The 15,163-nt window shown below is 51.9% G+C and carries 17 protein-coding genes; 8 read left to right on the top strand and 9 right to left on the bottom strand.

Going from position 1 to position 15,163, the window contains the following annotated elements; all coding sequences use genetic code 11:
• Positions 1-12 precede the first annotated feature (12 nt).
• The 4 genes from accA to tilS all read left to right on the top strand — a co-directional run bounded on the left by accA (position 13) and on the right by tilS (position 5,035).
• Positions 13-972 (top strand): acetyl-CoA carboxylase carboxyl transferase subunit alpha, encoded by a 960-nt coding sequence (gene accA / locus ACJHYO_RS18905; RefSeq protein ID WP_000055741.1) that lies wholly within the window; start codon positions 13-15, stop codon positions 970-972.
• A 97-nt stretch (positions 973-1,069) separates the two neighbouring features.
• The gene (gene ldcC, locus ACJHYO_RS18900) at positions 1,070-3,211 is read left to right on the top strand and encodes a lysine decarboxylase LdcC (protein ID WP_001020993.1); all 2,142 of its coding nucleotides are present in this window, start codon (positions 1,070-1,072) and stop codon (positions 3,209-3,211) included.
• Between the two features lie 56 nt (positions 3,212-3,267).
• Positions 3,268-3,657, top strand: coding sequence for a VOC family protein (locus ACJHYO_RS18895; RefSeq protein WP_000901082.1), 390 nt, complete (start codon positions 3,268-3,270; stop codon positions 3,655-3,657).
• Between the two features lie 64 nt (positions 3,658-3,721).
• A complete protein-coding gene (gene tilS / locus ACJHYO_RS18890) occupies positions 3,722-5,035 on the top strand; it encodes a tRNA lysidine(34) synthetase TilS (protein WP_033555661.1) in 1,314 nt (437 codons plus the stop codon).
• A 33-nt stretch (positions 5,036-5,068) separates the two neighbouring features.
• On the opposite strand, the gene rof is transcribed toward tilS, so the two are convergent.
• Together rof and ACJHYO_RS18880 are read right to left on the bottom strand one after the other, a co-directional pair.
• A complete protein-coding gene (rof, locus tag ACJHYO_RS18885) occupies positions 5,069-5,329 on the bottom strand; it encodes a Rho-binding antiterminator (RefSeq protein ID WP_000062311.1) in 261 nt (86 codons plus the stop codon).
• The gene (locus ACJHYO_RS18880; protein ID WP_000417058.1) at positions 5,316-5,516 is read right to left on the bottom strand and encodes a YaeP family protein; all 201 of its coding nucleotides are present in this window, start codon (positions 5,514-5,516) and stop codon (positions 5,316-5,318) included. Before ACJHYO_RS18880 ends, rof begins: the two co-directional genes overlap by 14 nt.
• 165 nt (positions 5,517-5,681) lie before the next feature.
• On the opposite strand from ACJHYO_RS18880, the gene ACJHYO_RS18875 reads away from it, so the two are divergent.
• The 3 genes from ACJHYO_RS18875 to nlpE are packed head-to-tail and all read left to right on the top strand — an operon-like array spanning position 5,682 to position 7,370.
• Entirely contained in the window at positions 5,682-6,227 is a 546-nt protein-coding gene (locus tag ACJHYO_RS18875; RefSeq protein ID WP_001185283.1) for a YaeQ family protein, read from the top strand.
• Positions 6,224-6,646, top strand: a complete 423-nt coding sequence (arfB, locus tag ACJHYO_RS18870) for an alternative ribosome rescue aminoacyl-tRNA hydrolase ArfB (RefSeq protein ID WP_000635528.1) — start codon at positions 6,224-6,226, stop codon at positions 6,644-6,646. Before ACJHYO_RS18875 ends, arfB begins: the two co-directional genes overlap by 4 nt.
• A gap of 13 nt (positions 6,647-6,659) precedes the next feature.
• Positions 6,660-7,370: an envelope stress response activation lipoprotein NlpE gene (gene nlpE, locus ACJHYO_RS18865; protein WP_000239186.1), complete on the top strand. Its 711-nt coding sequence runs from the start codon at positions 6,660-6,662 to the stop codon at positions 7,368-7,370.
• Between the two features lie 155 nt (positions 7,371-7,525).
• Here the strand turns inward: nlpE and ACJHYO_RS18860 are convergent, their stop codons facing one another.
• From ACJHYO_RS18860 to metN, 7 genes are all read right to left on the bottom strand, one after another.
• On the bottom strand, positions 7,526-8,350 hold the full coding sequence (locus ACJHYO_RS18860; protein ID WP_000360465.1) for a YaeF family permuted papain-like enzyme: 825 nt from the start codon (positions 8,348-8,350) through the stop codon (positions 7,526-7,528).
• Between the two features lie 52 nt (positions 8,351-8,402).
• Positions 8,403-10,121 (bottom strand): proline--tRNA ligase, encoded by a 1,719-nt coding sequence (gene proS / locus ACJHYO_RS18855; protein WP_410232542.1) that lies wholly within the window; start codon positions 10,119-10,121, stop codon positions 8,403-8,405.
• A 110-nt stretch (positions 10,122-10,231) separates the two neighbouring features.
• Positions 10,232-10,939 (bottom strand): tRNA (N6-threonylcarbamoyladenosine(37)-N6)-methyltransferase TrmO, encoded by a 708-nt coding sequence (gene tsaA, locus ACJHYO_RS18850; RefSeq protein ID WP_000094006.1) that lies wholly within the window; start codon positions 10,937-10,939, stop codon positions 10,232-10,234.
• Positions 10,936-11,340 carry an Rcs stress response system protein RcsF gene (gene rcsF, locus ACJHYO_RS18845; protein ID WP_001202329.1) on the bottom strand — a complete coding sequence of 135 codons (405 nt, stop codon included), beginning with the start codon at positions 11,338-11,340 and terminating at the stop codon, positions 10,936-10,938. The genes tsaA and rcsF overlap by 4 nt, the downstream gene beginning before the upstream one ends.
• A gap of 117 nt (positions 11,341-11,457) precedes the next feature.
• The gene (metQ, locus tag ACJHYO_RS18840) at positions 11,458-12,273 is read right to left on the bottom strand and encodes a methionine ABC transporter substrate-binding lipoprotein MetQ (RefSeq protein ID WP_000874224.1); all 816 of its coding nucleotides are present in this window, start codon (positions 12,271-12,273) and stop codon (positions 11,458-11,460) included.
• Positions 12,274-12,312: 39 nt separating this feature from the next.
• A complete protein-coding gene (locus ACJHYO_RS18835) occupies positions 12,313-12,966 on the bottom strand; it encodes a methionine ABC transporter permease MetI (protein ID WP_001294600.1) in 654 nt (217 codons plus the stop codon).
• Positions 12,959-13,990 carry a methionine ABC transporter ATP-binding protein MetN gene (gene metN / locus ACJHYO_RS18830; protein ID WP_000593994.1) on the bottom strand — a complete coding sequence of 344 codons (1,032 nt, stop codon included), beginning with the start codon at positions 13,988-13,990 and terminating at the stop codon, positions 12,959-12,961. Before metN ends, ACJHYO_RS18835 begins: the two co-directional genes overlap by 8 nt.
• 187 nt (positions 13,991-14,177) lie before the next feature.
• On the opposite strand from metN, the gene gmhB reads away from it, so the two are divergent.
• Complete coding sequence (gmhB, locus tag ACJHYO_RS18825; RefSeq protein ID WP_001140178.1) at positions 14,178-14,750, top strand: D-glycero-beta-D-manno-heptose 1,7-bisphosphate 7-phosphatase; 573 nt, start codon at positions 14,178-14,180, stop codon at positions 14,748-14,750.
• The last annotated feature ends 413 nt before the right edge of the window (positions 14,751-15,163 follow it).

The following is a 15,163-nucleotide window of genomic DNA, read 5'->3' as shown; positions in this document are numbered from 1 at the left end:
TACAGGAATACTATGAGTCTGAATTTCCTTGATTTTGAACAGCCGATTGCAGAGCTGGAAGCGAAAATCGATTCTCTGACCGCGGTTAGCCGTCAGGATGAGAAACTGGATATTAACATCGATGAAGAAGTGCATCGTTTGCGTGAAAAAAGCGTAGAACTGACGCGTAAAATCTTCGCCGATCTCGGTGCATGGCAGATTGCGCAACTGGCACGCCATCCACAGCGTCCTTATACCCTGGATTACGTTCGCCTGGCATTTGATGAATTTGACGAACTGGCTGGCGACCGCGCGTATGCAGACGATAAAGCTATCGTCGGTGGTATCGCCCGTCTCGATGGTCGTCCGGTGATGATCATTGGTCATCAAAAAGGTCGTGAAACCAAAGAAAAAATTCGCCGTAACTTTGGTATGCCAGCGCCAGAAGGTTACCGCAAAGCACTGCGTCTGATGCAAATGGCTGAACGTTTTAAGATGCCTATCATCACCTTTATCGACACCCCGGGGGCTTATCCGGGCGTGGGCGCAGAAGAACGTGGTCAGTCTGAAGCCATTGCACGCAACCTGCGTGAAATGTCTCGCCTCGGCGTACCGGTAGTTTGTACGGTTATCGGTGAAGGTGGTTCTGGTGGTGCGCTGGCGATTGGCGTGGGCGATAAAGTGAATATGCTGCAATACAGCACCTATTCCGTTATCTCGCCGGAAGGTTGTGCGTCCATTCTGTGGAAGAGCGCTGACAAAGCGCCGCTGGCGGCTGAAGCGATGGGTATCATCGCTCCGCGTCTGAAAGAGCTGAAACTGATCGACTCCATCATCCCGGAACCGCTGGGCGGTGCTCACCGTAACCCGGAAGCGATGGCGGCGTCTCTGAAAGCGCAGCTGCTGGCGGATCTGGCCGATCTCGACGTGTTAAGCACTGAAGATTTAAAAAATCGTCGTTATCAGCGCCTGATGAGCTACGGCTACGCGTAATCGGCAAATGTTCTGAAAAGGGTCACTTCGGTGGCCCTTTTTTATCGCCACGGTTTGAGCAGGCTATGATTAAGGAAGGATTTTCCAGGAGGAACACATGAACATCATTGCCATTATGGGACCGCATGGCGTCTTTTATAAAGATGAGCCCATCAAAGAACTGGAGTCGGCGCTGGTGGCGCAAGGCTTTCAGATTATCTGGCCACAAAACAGCGTTGATTTGCTGAAGTTTATCGAACATAACCCACGAATTTGCGGCGTGATTTTTGACTGGGATGAGTACAGTCTCGATTTATGTAGCGATATCAATCAACTTAATGAATATCTCCCGCTTTATGCCTTCATCAACACCCACTCGACGATGGATGTCAGCGTGCAGGATATGCGGATGGCGCTCTGGTTTTTTGAATATGCGCTGGGGCAGGCGGAAGATATCGCCATTCGTATGCGTCAGTACACCAACGAATATCTTGATAACATTACGCCGCCGTTCACGAAAGCCTTGTTTACCTACGTCAAAGAGCGGAAGTACACCTTTTGTACGCCGGGGCATATGGGCGGCACCGCATATCAAAAAAGCCCGGTTGGCTGTCTGTTTTATGATTTTTTCGGCGGGAATACCCTCAAGGCGGACGTCTCTATTTCGGTCACCGAGCTTGGTTCGTTGCTCGACCACACCGGGCCACACCTGGAAGCGGAAGAGTACATCGCGCGGACGTTTGGCGCGGAACAGAGTTATATCGTTACCAACGGAACATCGACGTCGAACAAAATTGTGGGTATGTACGCCGCGCCATTCGGCAGTACGCTGTTGATCGACCGCAATTGTCATAAATCGCTGGCGCATCTGTTGATGATGAACGATGTAGTGCCAGTCTGGCTGAAACCGACGCGTAATGCGTTGGGGATTCTGGGTGGGATCCCGCGCCGTGAATTTACTCGCGACAGCATCGAAGAGAAAGTCGCTGCCACCACGCAGGCACAATGGCCGGTTCATGCGGTGATCACCAACTCCACCTATGATGGCTTGCTCTACAACACCGACTGGATCAAACAGACGCTGGATGTCCCGTCGATTCACTTCGATTCTGCCTGGGTGCCGTACACCCATTTTCATCCAATCTACCAGGGTAAAAGTGGTATGAGCGGCGAGCGTGTTGCAGGAAAAGTGATCTTCGAAACGCAGTCGACCCACAAAATGCTGGCGGCGTTATCGCAGGCGTCGCTGATCCACATTAAAGGTGAGTATGACGAAGAGGCGTTTAACGAAGCCTTTATGATGCATACCACCACCTCGCCCAGTTATCCCATTGTTGCTTCTGTTGAGACGGCGGCGGCGATGTTGCGTGGTAATCCGGGCAAACGGCTGATTAACCGTTCAGTAGAACGAGCTCTGCATTTTCGCAAAGAGGTCCAGCGGCTGCGGGAAGAGTCTGACGGCTGGTTTTTCGATATCTGGCAACCGCCGCAGGTGGATGAAGCCGAATGCTGGCCCGTTGCGCCTGGCGAACAGTGGCACGGCTTTAGCGATGCGGATGCCAATCACATGTTTCTCGATCCGGTTAAAGTCACTATTTTGACACCGGGGATGGACGAGCAGGGCAATATGAGCGAGGAGGGGAGCCCGGCGGCGCTGGTGGCAAAATTCCTCGACGAACGTGGGATCGTAGTAGAGAAAACCGGCCCTTATAACCTGCTGTTTCTCTTTAGTATTGGCATCGATAAAACCAAAGCAATGGGATTATTGCGTGGGTTGACGGAATTTAAGCGCTCTTACGATCTCAACCTGCGGATCAAAAATATGCTGCCCGATCTCTATGCAGAAGATCCCGATTTCTACCGCAATATGCGTATTCAGGATCTGGCGCAAGGGATCCATAAGCTGATTCGTAAACACGATCTTCCCGGTTTGATGTTGCGGGCATTTGATACCTTGCCGGAGATGATCATGACGCCACATCAGGCATGGCAGAGACAGATTAAAGGCGAAGTAGAAACCATTGCGCTGGAACAACTGGTCGGTAGAGTATCGGCAAATATGATCCTGCCTTATCCACCCGGCGTACCGCTGCTGATGCCGGGAGAAATGCTTACCGAAGAGAGCCGCACGGTACTCGATTTTCTACTGATGCTTTGTTCCGTAGGGCAACATTACCCCGGTTTTGAAACGGATATTCACGGCGCGAAACAGGACGAAGACGGTGTTTACCGCGTACGAGTCCTAAAAATGGCAGGATAACTTGCCAGAGCGGCTTCCGGGCGAGTAACGTGCTGTTAACAAATAAAGGAGACGTTATGCTGGGTTTAAAACAGGTTCACCATATTGCGATTATTGCGACGGATTATGCGATGAGCAAAGCTTTCTACTGCGATATTCTTGGTTTCACGCTGCAAAGCGAAGTCTATCGCGAAGCGCGCGACTCGTGGAAAGGGGATTTGGCGCTTAATGGACAATATGTGATTGAGCTTTTCTCATTTCCGTTCCCGCCGGAGCGCCCCAGCCGACCGGAAGCTTGCGGCCTGCGTCATCTGGCTTTTAGCGTTGATGATATCGATGCGGCAGTGGCGCACCTTGAAAGCCATAACGTGAAGTGTGAAGCCATCCGTGTCGATCCCTACACGCAAAAACGCTTCACGTTCTTTAACGATCCGGACGGGCTGCCGTTGGAACTGTATGAGCAGTAAGGCTTGTCATCGCCGCATTTGCCCGGTAACGTGCCCGGCATTGCTACTGTAAAATCGCACCATCATGACACTCACGCTCAATAGACAACTTCTCTCCTCACGCCAGATTCTGGTGGCCTTTAGCGGCGGCCTTGATTCTACTGTCTTACTGCATCAACTGGTGCAGTGGCGGACGGAAAATCCGGGCGTCACTCTGCGCGCTATCCATGTGCATCACGGTTTAAGCGCCAATGCTGATGCATGGGTGAAACATTGTGAAAACATCTGCCAACAGTGGCAGGTGCCGCTGGTGGTCGAACGTGTGCAGCTTGCGCAAGAGGGGCTAGGTATTGAGGCCCAGGCGCGGCAGGCACGTTATCAGGCATTTGCCCGCACCTTGTTGCCCGGTGAAGTGCTGGTTACAGCGCAACATCTCGACGATCAATGTGAAACCTTTCTGCTGGCGCTAAAACGCGGTAGCGGCCCTGCCGGGCTTTCGGCTATGGCGGAAGTTTCGGAGTTTGCCGGAACACAGCTTATCCGCCCGTTGCTTGCCCGCACGCGGGGAGAACTGGTGCAGTGGGCGTTGGCGCATGGTTTACGCTGGATTGAAGACGAAAGTAATCAGGATGATAGCTACGATCGTAACTTTCTGCGCCTGCGCGTAGTGCCGTTATTGCAGCAGCGTTGGCCGCATTTTGCCGAAGCAACAGCCCGCAGCGCCGCACTTTGTGCTGAACAAGAGAGCCTGTTAGATGAACTGCTGGCGGATGATTTAGCGCACTGTCAAACTCCGCAGGGGACGCTGCAGATTGCGCCAATGCTGGCGATGAGTGATGCCCGTCGCGCGGCGATTATCCGCCGCTGGCTGGCAGGGCAGAATGCACCGATGCCTTCCCGCGACGCGTTGGTGAGGATCTGGCAGGAAGTGGCGCTGGCGCGGGAAGATGCCTCCCCCTGTTTACGTTTGGGCGCGTTTGAAATCCGCCGCTATCAGTCGCAACTATGGTGGATTAAATCCGTTGCCGGGCAAAGCGAAACCATTGTGCCGTGGCAGACGTGGCTACAACCGCTGGAATTACCGGCGGGGCTGGGAAGTGTACAGCTTACTGCGGGAGGCGATATTCGCCCTCCGCGTGCAGATGAAGCGGTCAGCGTGCGTTTCAAAGCGCCAGGACTGCTGCATATTGTCGGGCGCAACGGCGGACGTAAGCTGAAGAAAATCTGGCAAGAGTTAGGCGTTCCGCCGTGGCTACGTGATACCACGCCACTGCTGTTTTATGGCGAAACGCTGATTGCGGCGGCAGGGGTATTTGTGACGCAAGACGGTGTGGCTGTAGGTGAGAATGGCGTCAGTTTTGTCTGGCAGAAAACGCTTAGTCAAGTGAAAGCCGGATAAGACGCATCAAACGTCGCATCCGGCGAAAGTCAATCAGGACTCGCTCACCACCACCGTACCGATTTCCGGGTGGCTAAAGCTGGTAATTTTATCCAGACGCAGCTCGCGGGTTGCACCAGCGGCCTCGACGACCAGATACTCCACATTTTTGCGGGAGACTAAATCGCTGGCCTTCGCCTGCAATTTTTCGCCATCTTTCAGCTCAAGTGTCAGCATTAAATGATGCTGGCAGGCGAGCTCAAGATTATCGTAATCATCACAATTGATTGGTTGATACGTATCATTCATTGACATAATCGCTCACCAGTAAGTTTGCCGCAGCGTATGCTGCTTTTTCCCTGACAGCCTCAGAAAGGGCGTCGTCGGCAGCCATTTCATTCAGCACTTTCAAAACGCAGCCCAGCGCGTCCGGAACGTATCCTAAGTCTCCGCTGGCGATTTCCGCGTACCGCTTGCGTATTAACTCACAATATTTTTCCACATGCCCTCCTGTCAGCACTCTGACTTAACCGTGGATGCAAGTCTAAGCCTACGAAGATAAACTCTGTTTCGCAAGGTGACTATACCACACTCATTTCTGCAATATCAGCGCCGCAACTGCACGTATTCCGTTACAATGGCCTCCTGATTCGAAAGGAGTTTTCTTATGGCGCTTAAAGCGACAATTTATAAAGCGACGGTTAATGTGGCCGATCTCGACCGCAACCAGTTTCTCGATGCCTCTCTGACGCTGGCGCGCCATCCTTCAGAAACCCAGGAGCGCATGATGCTGCGCCTGCTGGCGTGGCTAAAATATGCCGATGAACGTCTGCAATTTACCCGTGGTTTGTGTGCCGATGATGAGCCGGAAGCGTGGCTGCGTAACGATCACCTGGGCATTGATTTGTGGATTGAGCTGGGGCTGCCGGATGAGCGACGGATTAAGAAAGCCTGCACCCAGGCCGCAGAAGTGGCGCTGTTTGCCTATAATAGTCGGGCGGCGCAAATCTGGTGGCAGCAAAATCAGAGCAAATGTGCGCAGTTTGCCAATCTTTCCGTCTGGTATCTGGACGACGAGCAGCTGGCGAAAGTGAGCGCCTTTGCCGATCGTACTATGACGCTGCAGGCAACGATTCAGGATGGTGTTATCTGGTTATCGGATGATAAGAATAATCTGGAAGTGAACTTAACCGTCTGGCAACAACCTTCATGATTGTGATTTCCCGACATGTTGCTATCCCTGATGGCGAGTTTGAGATCACCGCCATTCGTGCGCAGGGCGCGGGCGGGCAGCATGTTAATAAGACCTCAACGGCTATTCATCTGCGTTTTGACATTCGGGCGTCCAGCCTGCCAGAGTATTACAAAGAGCGTCTGCTCGCCGCCAGCCATCATTTGATCAGCAGTGACGGAGTGATTGTCATTAAGGCACAGGAATACCGCAGTCAGGAACTGAACCGCGAAGCGGCGCTGGCCCGGCTGGTGGCAGTGATTAAAGATTTAACAACAGAACAAAAAGCCCGACGACCTACGCGGCCCACCCGTGCATCAAAAGAGCGCAGGCTGGCATCGAAAGCACAAAAATCAAGCGTGAAGGCGATGCGCGGCAAAGTGCGCAGCGGTCGGGAATAAAAAGAAGGAATGGATGGTGAAAAAAGCGATAGTGACAGCGATGGCTGTAATCAGCCTCTTTACTCTGATGGGATGTAATAATCGGGCCGAAGTCGATACGCTTTCTCCGGCGCAGGCTGCCGAACTGAAACCGATGCCGCAAAGTTGGCGTGGCGTGCTGCCGTGTGCTGATTGCGAAGGAATCGAAACCTCTCTGTTCCTCGAAAAAGACGGAACCTGGGTGATGAATGAGCGTTATCTGGGGGCTCGTGAAGAACCTTCCTCCTTCGCTTCCTACGGTACATGGGCGCGAACCGCTGACAAGCTGGTATTAACCGATAGCAAAGGTGAAAAGTCATATTATCGCGCGAAAGGAGATGCGCTGGAGATGCTCGATCGTGAAGGTAATCCGATTGAATCGCAGTTCAACTACACGCTGGAACCGGCACAATCCAGCTTACCCATGACGCCGATGACCCTGCGGGGCATGTATTTTTATATGGCTGATGCGGCGACCTTCACTGATTGCGCGACCGGAAAACGTTTCATGGTGGCGAATAACGCAGAGCTGGAGCGTGGCTACCTGGCTGCGCGCGGTAACAGTGAAAAACCAGTGTTACTGTCAGTTGAAGGTCACTTTACGCTGGAGGCTAATCCCGATACCGGTGCGCCGACTAAAGTATTAGCGCCCGATACGGCAGGTAAATTTTACCCAAACCAGGATTGCAGTAGTTTGGGGCTGTAACCCGTCTTGAGACAGAAACAAATGAAATATTGCCTCATGCGCTGCGCTTATCAGGCCTAAAGCATACAATGCAATATTTTGAATTAGCACGATTTTGTAGGCCGGATAAGGCGTTCACGCCGCATCCGGCATTTTGCGCACGAGGCTGGCTTTTATCACTGAGTCAGCCCAACAAAGCGGCCTGCCTTGATATAAATCCCAGGCTTCATGTGCCCAACATACTGTAACTGCGTTTCTGGCTTAAACGCAGAGATATCGCCAGTACGCATATGCATCAGATCGGCAGGGCTAATCCAGCCTGATTGCGCCAGCGTAAGCGGATGCCCGGCTTTGGCAAATGCATCAGTGACAAATTCCGAACAAAACCACGACTTTTTGTCTCCTTCGCCCACACTGCTTAACTGCGCTTTCGCCAGGCCGCTGACGCACTGTTGACGAAAATCCTCGGAGAACGGATTTAGTGAGCACATCTGGCGAGTCACCATAAATGGAATAAATTCGACAATGCCGCGATAGTTGTAACCGCTATCTTTAATTTTGTTGGCGAACGCGGTGATTTCTGTGGCTTGTTGCGGGGTAAGATCCGGGACTCGTAAGACGAAAAGCTTATCACTATGCTTTATGGCTTTTTTAAGGGAAACAATCTGGACGCCAGCGCCTGTCGCTTCGGCAACGTTGTTATCTCCCAAATAGATTGCAACGTGACTCACAGAGGAAGTGCTGAATACGCGGATACCAAATGAGGTTACCCCAAGGCTTGAGGAGAAAAGCAAATCGCCGGGTTTGAGATCTGGTTCCGTTATTTCTTTTATTGATTGTTCGGTGAAAGAGCTTTGATGCTGGAATTTAACAGCCCATGTTTTCGCCTCGGCATTTACCACTGTGGCTGATGAGTCTGGCTGGCTGATATCAACGGTACAGGCCGAAAGTAAAAGAAAGCAGGGGAGAAGCAGGCGGCAGTACGCCTTTGGTTTATCCATTTTATACAATCCATGTAAAAAAGGGCCCCGAAATTCAGGACCCTTTCTGGCATCAGCCTTTAATCTGTTTCACCAGATAATCGACGATGTCACCAGTCTTAATTAACTGTTTCTCGCCGTTACGACGATATTTATATTCGATATCATCGTTGTCGAGGTTACGGTCGCCCAGCACAATAGTGTGCGGAATACCGATCAGTTCCATATCAGCAAACATCACGCCCGGACGCTCTTTGCGGTCATCCAGCAGCACTTCGATACCTTGTGCACGCAGTTCGCTGTACAGTTTCTCGGCCAGCTCCTGTACGCGGAAGGATTTATGCATGTTCATCGGCAGAATCGCCACCTGGAACGGCGCGATAGCGTCAGGCCATACGATGCCGCGTTCGTCGTAGTTCTGCTCGATCGCCGCAGCTACTACACGCGTTACCCCGATACCGTAGCAACCCATCGTCAGGATTTGGTTACGGCCATCTTCACCCTGTACGGAGGCTTTCAGTGCTTCGGAGTACTTGGTACCCAGCTGGAAGATGTGACCGACTTCGATACCACGTTTGATCAGCAGCGAACCCTGACCATCCGGGCTTGGATCGCCAGCCACCACGTTGCGGATATCAGCAATTTCCGGGGTAGCGGCATCGCGATCCCAGTTGATACCGAAGTAGTGTTTACCATCGATGTTAGCACCAGCAGCGAAATCACTCATCGCCGCAACGGTACGGTCAATCACCACCGGAATCGGCATGTTTACCGGACCCAGTGAACCCGGACCGGCTTTAACCACGGCACGAATTTCTTCTTCGGTCGCAAAAGTCAGTGGGCTGGCAACCTGCGGCAGTTTTTCTGCTTTAACTTCGTTCAGCTCGTGGTCACCACGCACCAGCAGCGCAACCAGCGGGAAGCTACTGCCTTCAACCGCTTTAACCAGCAGAGTCTTCACCGTTTTCTCAATCGGCAGATTGAACTGTTCAACCAGTTCCGCGATGGTTTTCGCGTTCGGCGTATCAACCAGCGTCATTTCCTGGGTAGCAGCAGCGCGCGGTTCTTTCGGCGCGATAGCTTCTGCCAGCTCAATGTTCGCTGCATAGTCAGAGGTGTCGGAGAAGACCACATCGTCTTCACCGCTCTGCGCCAGCACCTGGAATTCGTGAGAGGCGCTACCGCCGATAGAACCGGTGTCGGCCTGTACGGCGCGGAAATCCAGCCCCATGCGGCTGAAGATTTTGCTGTAGGCCGCATACATTGCATCGTAGGTTTCCTGCAGGGATTCCTGAGAAGTATGGAAAGAGTAAGCATCTTTCATCAGGAATTCGCGGGAACGCATGACGCCGAAACGCGGACGCACTTCGTCGCGGAACTTGGTCTGGATCTGATAGAAGTTCAGCGGCAGCTGTTTGTAAGAGCTCAGCTCGTTACGAATCAGGTCGGTAATCACTTCTTCATGAGTTGGGCCAAGTACGAACGGACGGTCACCACGGTCAGCAATACGCAGCAATTCCGGGCCATACTGTTCCCAACGACCACTCTCTTGCCACAGTTCAGATGGCTGAACCACCGGCATTAACACCTCGATCGCACCGGCGTTGTTCATCTCTTCACGCACGATGTTTTCGACTTTTTTCAGAACGCGCACGCCGGTCGGCAGCCAGGTATATAACCCGGAGGCCAGCTTGCGGATCATCCCGGCGCGTAACATCAGCTGATGGCTGATCACCTCGGCGTCGGCAGGTGTCTCCTTGAGAGTGGAGAGCAGGTATTGGCTAGTACGCATGTTGTTACGGTTCCAGTTGGAAGGTAGAACAGGCTCAAGGCGAGCCTGGGACAAAAAAAGTGATTTAGTTTACCAGTGCAAAAGAAATGTCAAAAGAGAAGGGCGTGAATTTAACGCGGTTCCAGCGCAAAGACTTCAAAACCTGCGTCGGTGACGCGCCAGCGAACGTTAAAATCATGCAGCCAGACGGCATAGGTTTTGCCCGTTTCCTCACCTTTACGATAGGCCGGGCGCGGGTCCTGCGCCAGTACTTCGCGGATAAACAGCGTTAACTGCGGATAACGCTTCTCCAGCGTCAAAAGCTGCTTTTCGACCTCTGCGGTAAAACACACCGCCATTTCTGCCGCTGGCGCACTTTGCGCATAGCTGGCACTGGCATCGGGAAGCGATTCGGCAAAGGGGAGATACGGTTTGATATCCACCACCGGCGTACCATCGACCAGATCCAGACTGCCGAGCTTCAGAATCACGCTGTCTTTATGGCAAACAACCTCTTTCAGCTCTACCAGCGACATACCAATTGGGTTAGGGCGAAAAGTGGAGCGCGTAGCGAAAACACCCATTCTGGCATTACCGCCAAGACGAGGCGGACGCACAGTCGGACGCCAGCCGCCTTCCATCGTTTGATGAAAGACGAAAAGGATCCATAAATGGCTGAATGCTTCCAGGCCGCGAACGGCGTCGGCCTGGTTGTAGGGAGCAATGAGATGCAGTTCGCCGTTGGCGCTTTTTACCAGACCTGGCTGGCGCGGAACGGCGAACTTTTCTTTATAGGGCGAGCGAATAACGCCTATTTGCTCGAACTGGAAACTGCTCATTTCGCCGTAATGTTAAGCGCAGAACCGATACATACAGCCTGACGATAGCAGCCTGGCGTACCGCTGGTGACTTCGCAGCTATGCAGTAATACCGCATTGGCTTTCATTTTCGAGGCGTTGATTTGCATCCGCTTACGTGCGGTTGGAATGCTCGGCGGAGAGTCCTGATTAGAGGCCTGGCAAGAGTCGCCACTGACTTCGCCGAGATCGCGGAACGGTTTGCCGACTAATTCTTCTGCATTGGTATAAATTCGGACCGGCGTGGCGCGCGGCGCTTTCGGTTTTGCAGGCTCCGCTTTCGGCTGGGGTGCAGTGCTTTGAACGGGTTCGACAGGGGATCTGCTTAACATGGAACAGCCGCTTAGCATGAGTGCTACTAAACAGATCGGTAAAGCACGCATAGTATTTCCTCAATGTATGATCAAAACGTCAATATTGAATCAGGAGCTTGTAAAAATGACAAGACGGGCAAGCGCCCGTCCTGAATGATATTACAAATTGTGGAAACAGCCTAAAAATTACCAGCCTTTAACAGCGCCGCCGTTAAACACTTTGTTTGCTGCTTCGTAAACTTCATCAGACTGATAAGCCTGGACGAATTTCTTCACGTTCTCGGCGTCTTTGTTATCTTCACGCGTTACGATCAGGTTTACGTACGGGGAGTCTTTATCTTCGACAAAGATACCGTCTTTCGCTGGAGTCAGGCCAATCTGGCTGGCATAGGTGGTATTGATAACTGCCAGAGCGATTTGCGCGTCGTCCAGAGATCGAGGCAGCTGCGGTGCTTCCAGCTCAACAATTTTCAGATTTTTTGGGTTCTCAACAACATCAAGAACGGTCGGCAGCAGGCCAACGCCATCTTTCAGTTTGATCAAGCCCACTTTTTGCAGCAGCAGCAGTGAACGACCAAGATTAGTTGGATCGTTTGGCACGGCAACCTGCGAACCATCCTGCAGTTCATCCAGTGATTTGATTTTCTTGGAGTAACCAGCAATCGGATAAACAAAAGTGTTGCCTACTGCGACCAGTTTGTAGCCACGATCTTTCAGTTGCTGATCAAGGTACGGTTTATGCTGGAAGGCGTTGGCGTCGATATCGCCTTTGCTCAATGCTTCGTTTGGCAGAACATAGTCGTTGAAGGTTACCAGCTCAACGTCCAGGCCATATTTGTCTTTCGCAACTTTCTGCGCGACTTCTGCTACCTGCTGTTCGGCACCAACAATCACGCCGACTTTAATGTGGTTTGGATCTTTTTCATCCTGACCGCAGCCTACCAGTGCCAGTGATCCAATCAGGGCTCCCACTGCCGCAAAGGTTTTGAATTTGAACGCCATACCTTATTCCTTCTTCAATTATTTATGTTGTGTTGAACGTTACTTGCGAGTGACAGCCCGGACGATGCGGTCGCCTGCGAACTGAATTAAATAAACCAGAATGACCAGCAATACCAGTACCGTATTCATCACCGTCGCGTTATAGCCGATGTAGCCATACTGATAGCCAATCTGACCTAAACCACCGGCACCGACTGCACCACCCATCGCGGAATAACCGACCAGGGTAATCAGGGTGATAGTTGCCGCATTCACCAGACCCGGCAGTGCTTCCGGTAACAGCACCTTACGGACGATCTGCATCGGCGTGGCACCCATTGCGCGGGAAGCTTCAATTAACCCGGTTGGGATCTCCAGCAGAGCGTTCTCGACCATACGGGCAATAAACGGTGCTGCACCAACGGTTAACGGAACAATCGCTGCCTGCAAACCAATCGATGTACCGACAATAACGCGGGTAAACGGAATCATCCATACCAGCAAGATAATGAACGGGATGGAACGGAAAATGTTCACAATCGCAGAAACGGTACGATACAGCTTCGCGTTAGCAATAATTTGCCCCGGGCGCGTAACATAAAGCAGGACGCCGACCGGCAGACCAATCACAAAGCCAAAAAATCCGGATACGAAGGTCATTGCCAGCGTTTCCCATACGCCACGAACCAGCAACCACATCATCGGCTCAGACATAACCCAGTACCTCTACTTTTACATGGTGTTCCTGCAGCCAGGCAATGGCGGCTTGCGTATCTTGTTGTGTGCCGTGCATTTCAGTCAGCATGATGCCGAACTTAACGCCACCGGCGTAATCCATCTGCGCGCTAATAATGTTGTTGTTGACGTTGAAACGACGCGCGGTTTCAGAAAGCAGCGGGGCATCGACCGATTGACCGGTAAACTCCAGGCGCAACATCGGCACGCAGTCAGTAAATGGCTCCGCTTGCAGACGTTCCTGGTAATCTTCCGGGATATCCAGATGCAGGGTCGACTGAATAAACTTCTGCGCCAGCGGCGTTTTCGGATGCGAGAACACTTCACTTACCGTGTCCTGCTCGATCAGTTCGCCATTGCTGATGACCGCCACGCAATCACAAATACGCTTCACAACGTCCATTTCGTGGGTGATCAACAGAATCGTCAAACCCAGACGGCGGTTAATGTCTTTCAGCAGTTCGAGAATAGAACGTGTCGTTGCCGGGTCCAGCGCGCTGGTGGCTTCATCACACAGCAATACTTTGGGATTGCTGGCTAATGCACGGGCAATCGCCACACGTTGTTTCTGCCCACCGGAAAGATTCGACGGGTAGCTATCATGCTTATCGCCAAGACCAACCAATGACAGCAATTCCGTCACGCGACGTTTGATCTCGTCTTTCGGTGTGTTGTCCAGCTCCAGCGGCAGAGCCACGTTGCCAAAAACAGTACGCGAAGAGAGCAGGTTAAAATGCTGGAAAATCATACCAATCTGGCGGCGAGCTTTGGTCAACTCGGATTCTGACAGCGTGGTCAGTTCCTGGCCATCGACCAGCACGCTACCCTCGGTTGGGCGCTCCAGCAGGTTTACACAACGTATAAGCGTACTCTTACCCGCGCCAGAGGCACCGATAACGCCATAAATTTGTCCAGCTGGCACATGCAGGCTGACGTTGTTCAACGCCTGGATGGTGCGGGTGCCCTGGTGGAACACTTTGGTGATATTCGAAAGTTTTATCATTGATTATTTATTATCGTCATTAAGTTAGTCGTGGCATTTCGAATGCCTGGAACGGGCAACGCCGTCAATGAAATGGATGTTAAGGCATCCAGACGTCTAAATCAATCAGGTTTATGCGAAGAGCACTTTCTTGCTGGTCGAAACATGCGATACTAGCGTCACATGCCTTATTAAGGAGCTATAAAAGGTGGCGAAGAGCGTACCCGCAATTTTTCTTGACCGTGATGGCACCATTAATGTCGATCACGGCTATGTCCATGAGATCGACAACTTTGAATTTATCGACGGTGTTATTGACGCCATGCGCGAGCTAAAAAAAATGGGCTTTGCGCTGGTGGTAGTAACCAACCAGTCTGGCATTGCTCGCGGTAAATTTACTGAAGCACAGTTTGAAACGCTGACCGAGTGGATGGACTGGTCGCTGGCGGACCGCGATGTCGATTTGGATGGCATCTATTATTGCCCGCATCATCCGCAGGGTAGTGTTGAAGAGTTTCGCCAGGTCTGCGACTGCCGCAAACCACATCCGGGGATGCTTTTGTCGGCACGCGATTATTTGCATATTGATATGGCCGCTTCTTATATGGTGGGCGATAAATTAGAAGATATGCAGGCAGCGGCTGCGGCGAACGTGGGAACAAAAGTGCTGGTGCGTACGGGTAAACCTGTTACGCCTGAAGCAGAAAACGCGGCGGATTGGGTGTTAAATAGCCTGGCAGACCTGCCGCAAGCGATAAAAAAGCAGCAAAAACCGGCGTAATGATTAAAAGATGAGCGGTTGAAATAAAAATGCATTTTTCCGCTTGTCTTCCTGAGCCGACTCCCTATAATGCGCCTCCATCGACACGGCGGATGTGAATCACTTCACACAAACAGCCGGTTCGGTTGAAGAGAAAAATCCTGAAATTCAGGGTTGACTCTGAAAGAGGAAAGCGTAATATACGCCACCTCGCGACAGTGAGCTGAAAGCCGCGTCGCAACTGCTCTTTAACAATTTATCAGACAATCTGTGTGGGCACTCGAAGATACGGATTCTTGACGTCGCAAGACGAAAAATGAATGCCAAGTCTCAGGAGTGAACACGTAATTCATTACGAAGTTTAATTCTTTGAGCATCAAACTTTTAAATTGAAGAGTTTGATCATGGCTCAGATTGAACGCTGGCGGCAGGCC

Source organism: Escherichia sp. WS1118, assembly GCF_046487695.1.
In the GTDB taxonomy this organism is placed as follows: Bacteria; Pseudomonadota; Gammaproteobacteria; order Enterobacterales; family Enterobacteriaceae; genus Escherichia; species Escherichia coli.
The sequence above is the reverse complement of the archived record's forward strand: the minus strand, read 5'-3'. Positions and strand labels throughout refer to the sequence as shown.

Excerpts from the sequence above, each read along its gene's own strand:
- ldcC (WP_001020993.1), top strand. The coding sequence starts at position 1,070 with ATGAACATCATTGCCATTATGGGACCGCATGGCGTCTTTTATAAAGAT.
- rof (WP_000062311.1), bottom strand. The coding sequence starts at position 5,329 with ATGTCAATGAATGATACGTATCAACCAATCAATTGTGATGATTACGAT.
- ACJHYO_RS18895 (WP_000901082.1), top strand. The coding sequence starts at position 3,268 with ATGCTGGGTTTAAAACAGGTTCACCATATTGCGATTATTGCGACGGAT.
- rcsF (WP_001202329.1), bottom strand. The coding sequence starts at position 11,340 with ATGCGTGCTTTACCGATCTGTTTAGTAGCACTCATGCTAAGCGGCTGT.
- accA (WP_000055741.1), top strand. The coding sequence starts at position 13 with ATGAGTCTGAATTTCCTTGATTTTGAACAGCCGATTGCAGAGCTGGAA.
- ACJHYO_RS18875 (WP_001185283.1), top strand. The coding sequence starts at position 5,682 with ATGGCGCTTAAAGCGACAATTTATAAAGCGACGGTTAATGTGGCCGAT.
- metN (WP_000593994.1), bottom strand. The coding sequence starts at position 13,990 with ATGATAAAACTTTCGAATATCACCAAAGTGTTCCACCAGGGCACCCGC.
- ACJHYO_RS18835 (WP_001294600.1), bottom strand. The coding sequence starts at position 12,966 with ATGTCTGAGCCGATGATGTGGTTGCTGGTTCGTGGCGTATGGGAAACG.
- nlpE (WP_000239186.1), top strand. The coding sequence starts at position 6,660 with ATGGTGAAAAAAGCGATAGTGACAGCGATGGCTGTAATCAGCCTCTTT.
- ACJHYO_RS18860 (WP_000360465.1), bottom strand. The coding sequence starts at position 8,350 with ATGGATAAACCAAAGGCGTACTGCCGCCTGCTTCTCCCCTGCTTTCTT.
- arfB (WP_000635528.1), top strand. The coding sequence starts at position 6,224 with ATGATTGTGATTTCCCGACATGTTGCTATCCCTGATGGCGAGTTTGAG.
- metQ (WP_000874224.1), bottom strand. The coding sequence starts at position 12,273 with ATGGCGTTCAAATTCAAAACCTTTGCGGCAGTGGGAGCCCTGATTGGA.
- tilS (WP_033555661.1), top strand. The coding sequence starts at position 3,722 with ATGACACTCACGCTCAATAGACAACTTCTCTCCTCACGCCAGATTCTG.
- tsaA (WP_000094006.1), bottom strand. The coding sequence starts at position 10,939 with ATGAGCAGTTTCCAGTTCGAGCAAATAGGCGTTATTCGCTCGCCCTAT.
- proS (WP_410232542.1), bottom strand. The coding sequence starts at position 10,121 with ATGCGTACTAGCCAATACCTGCTCTCCACTCTCAAGGAGACACCTGCC.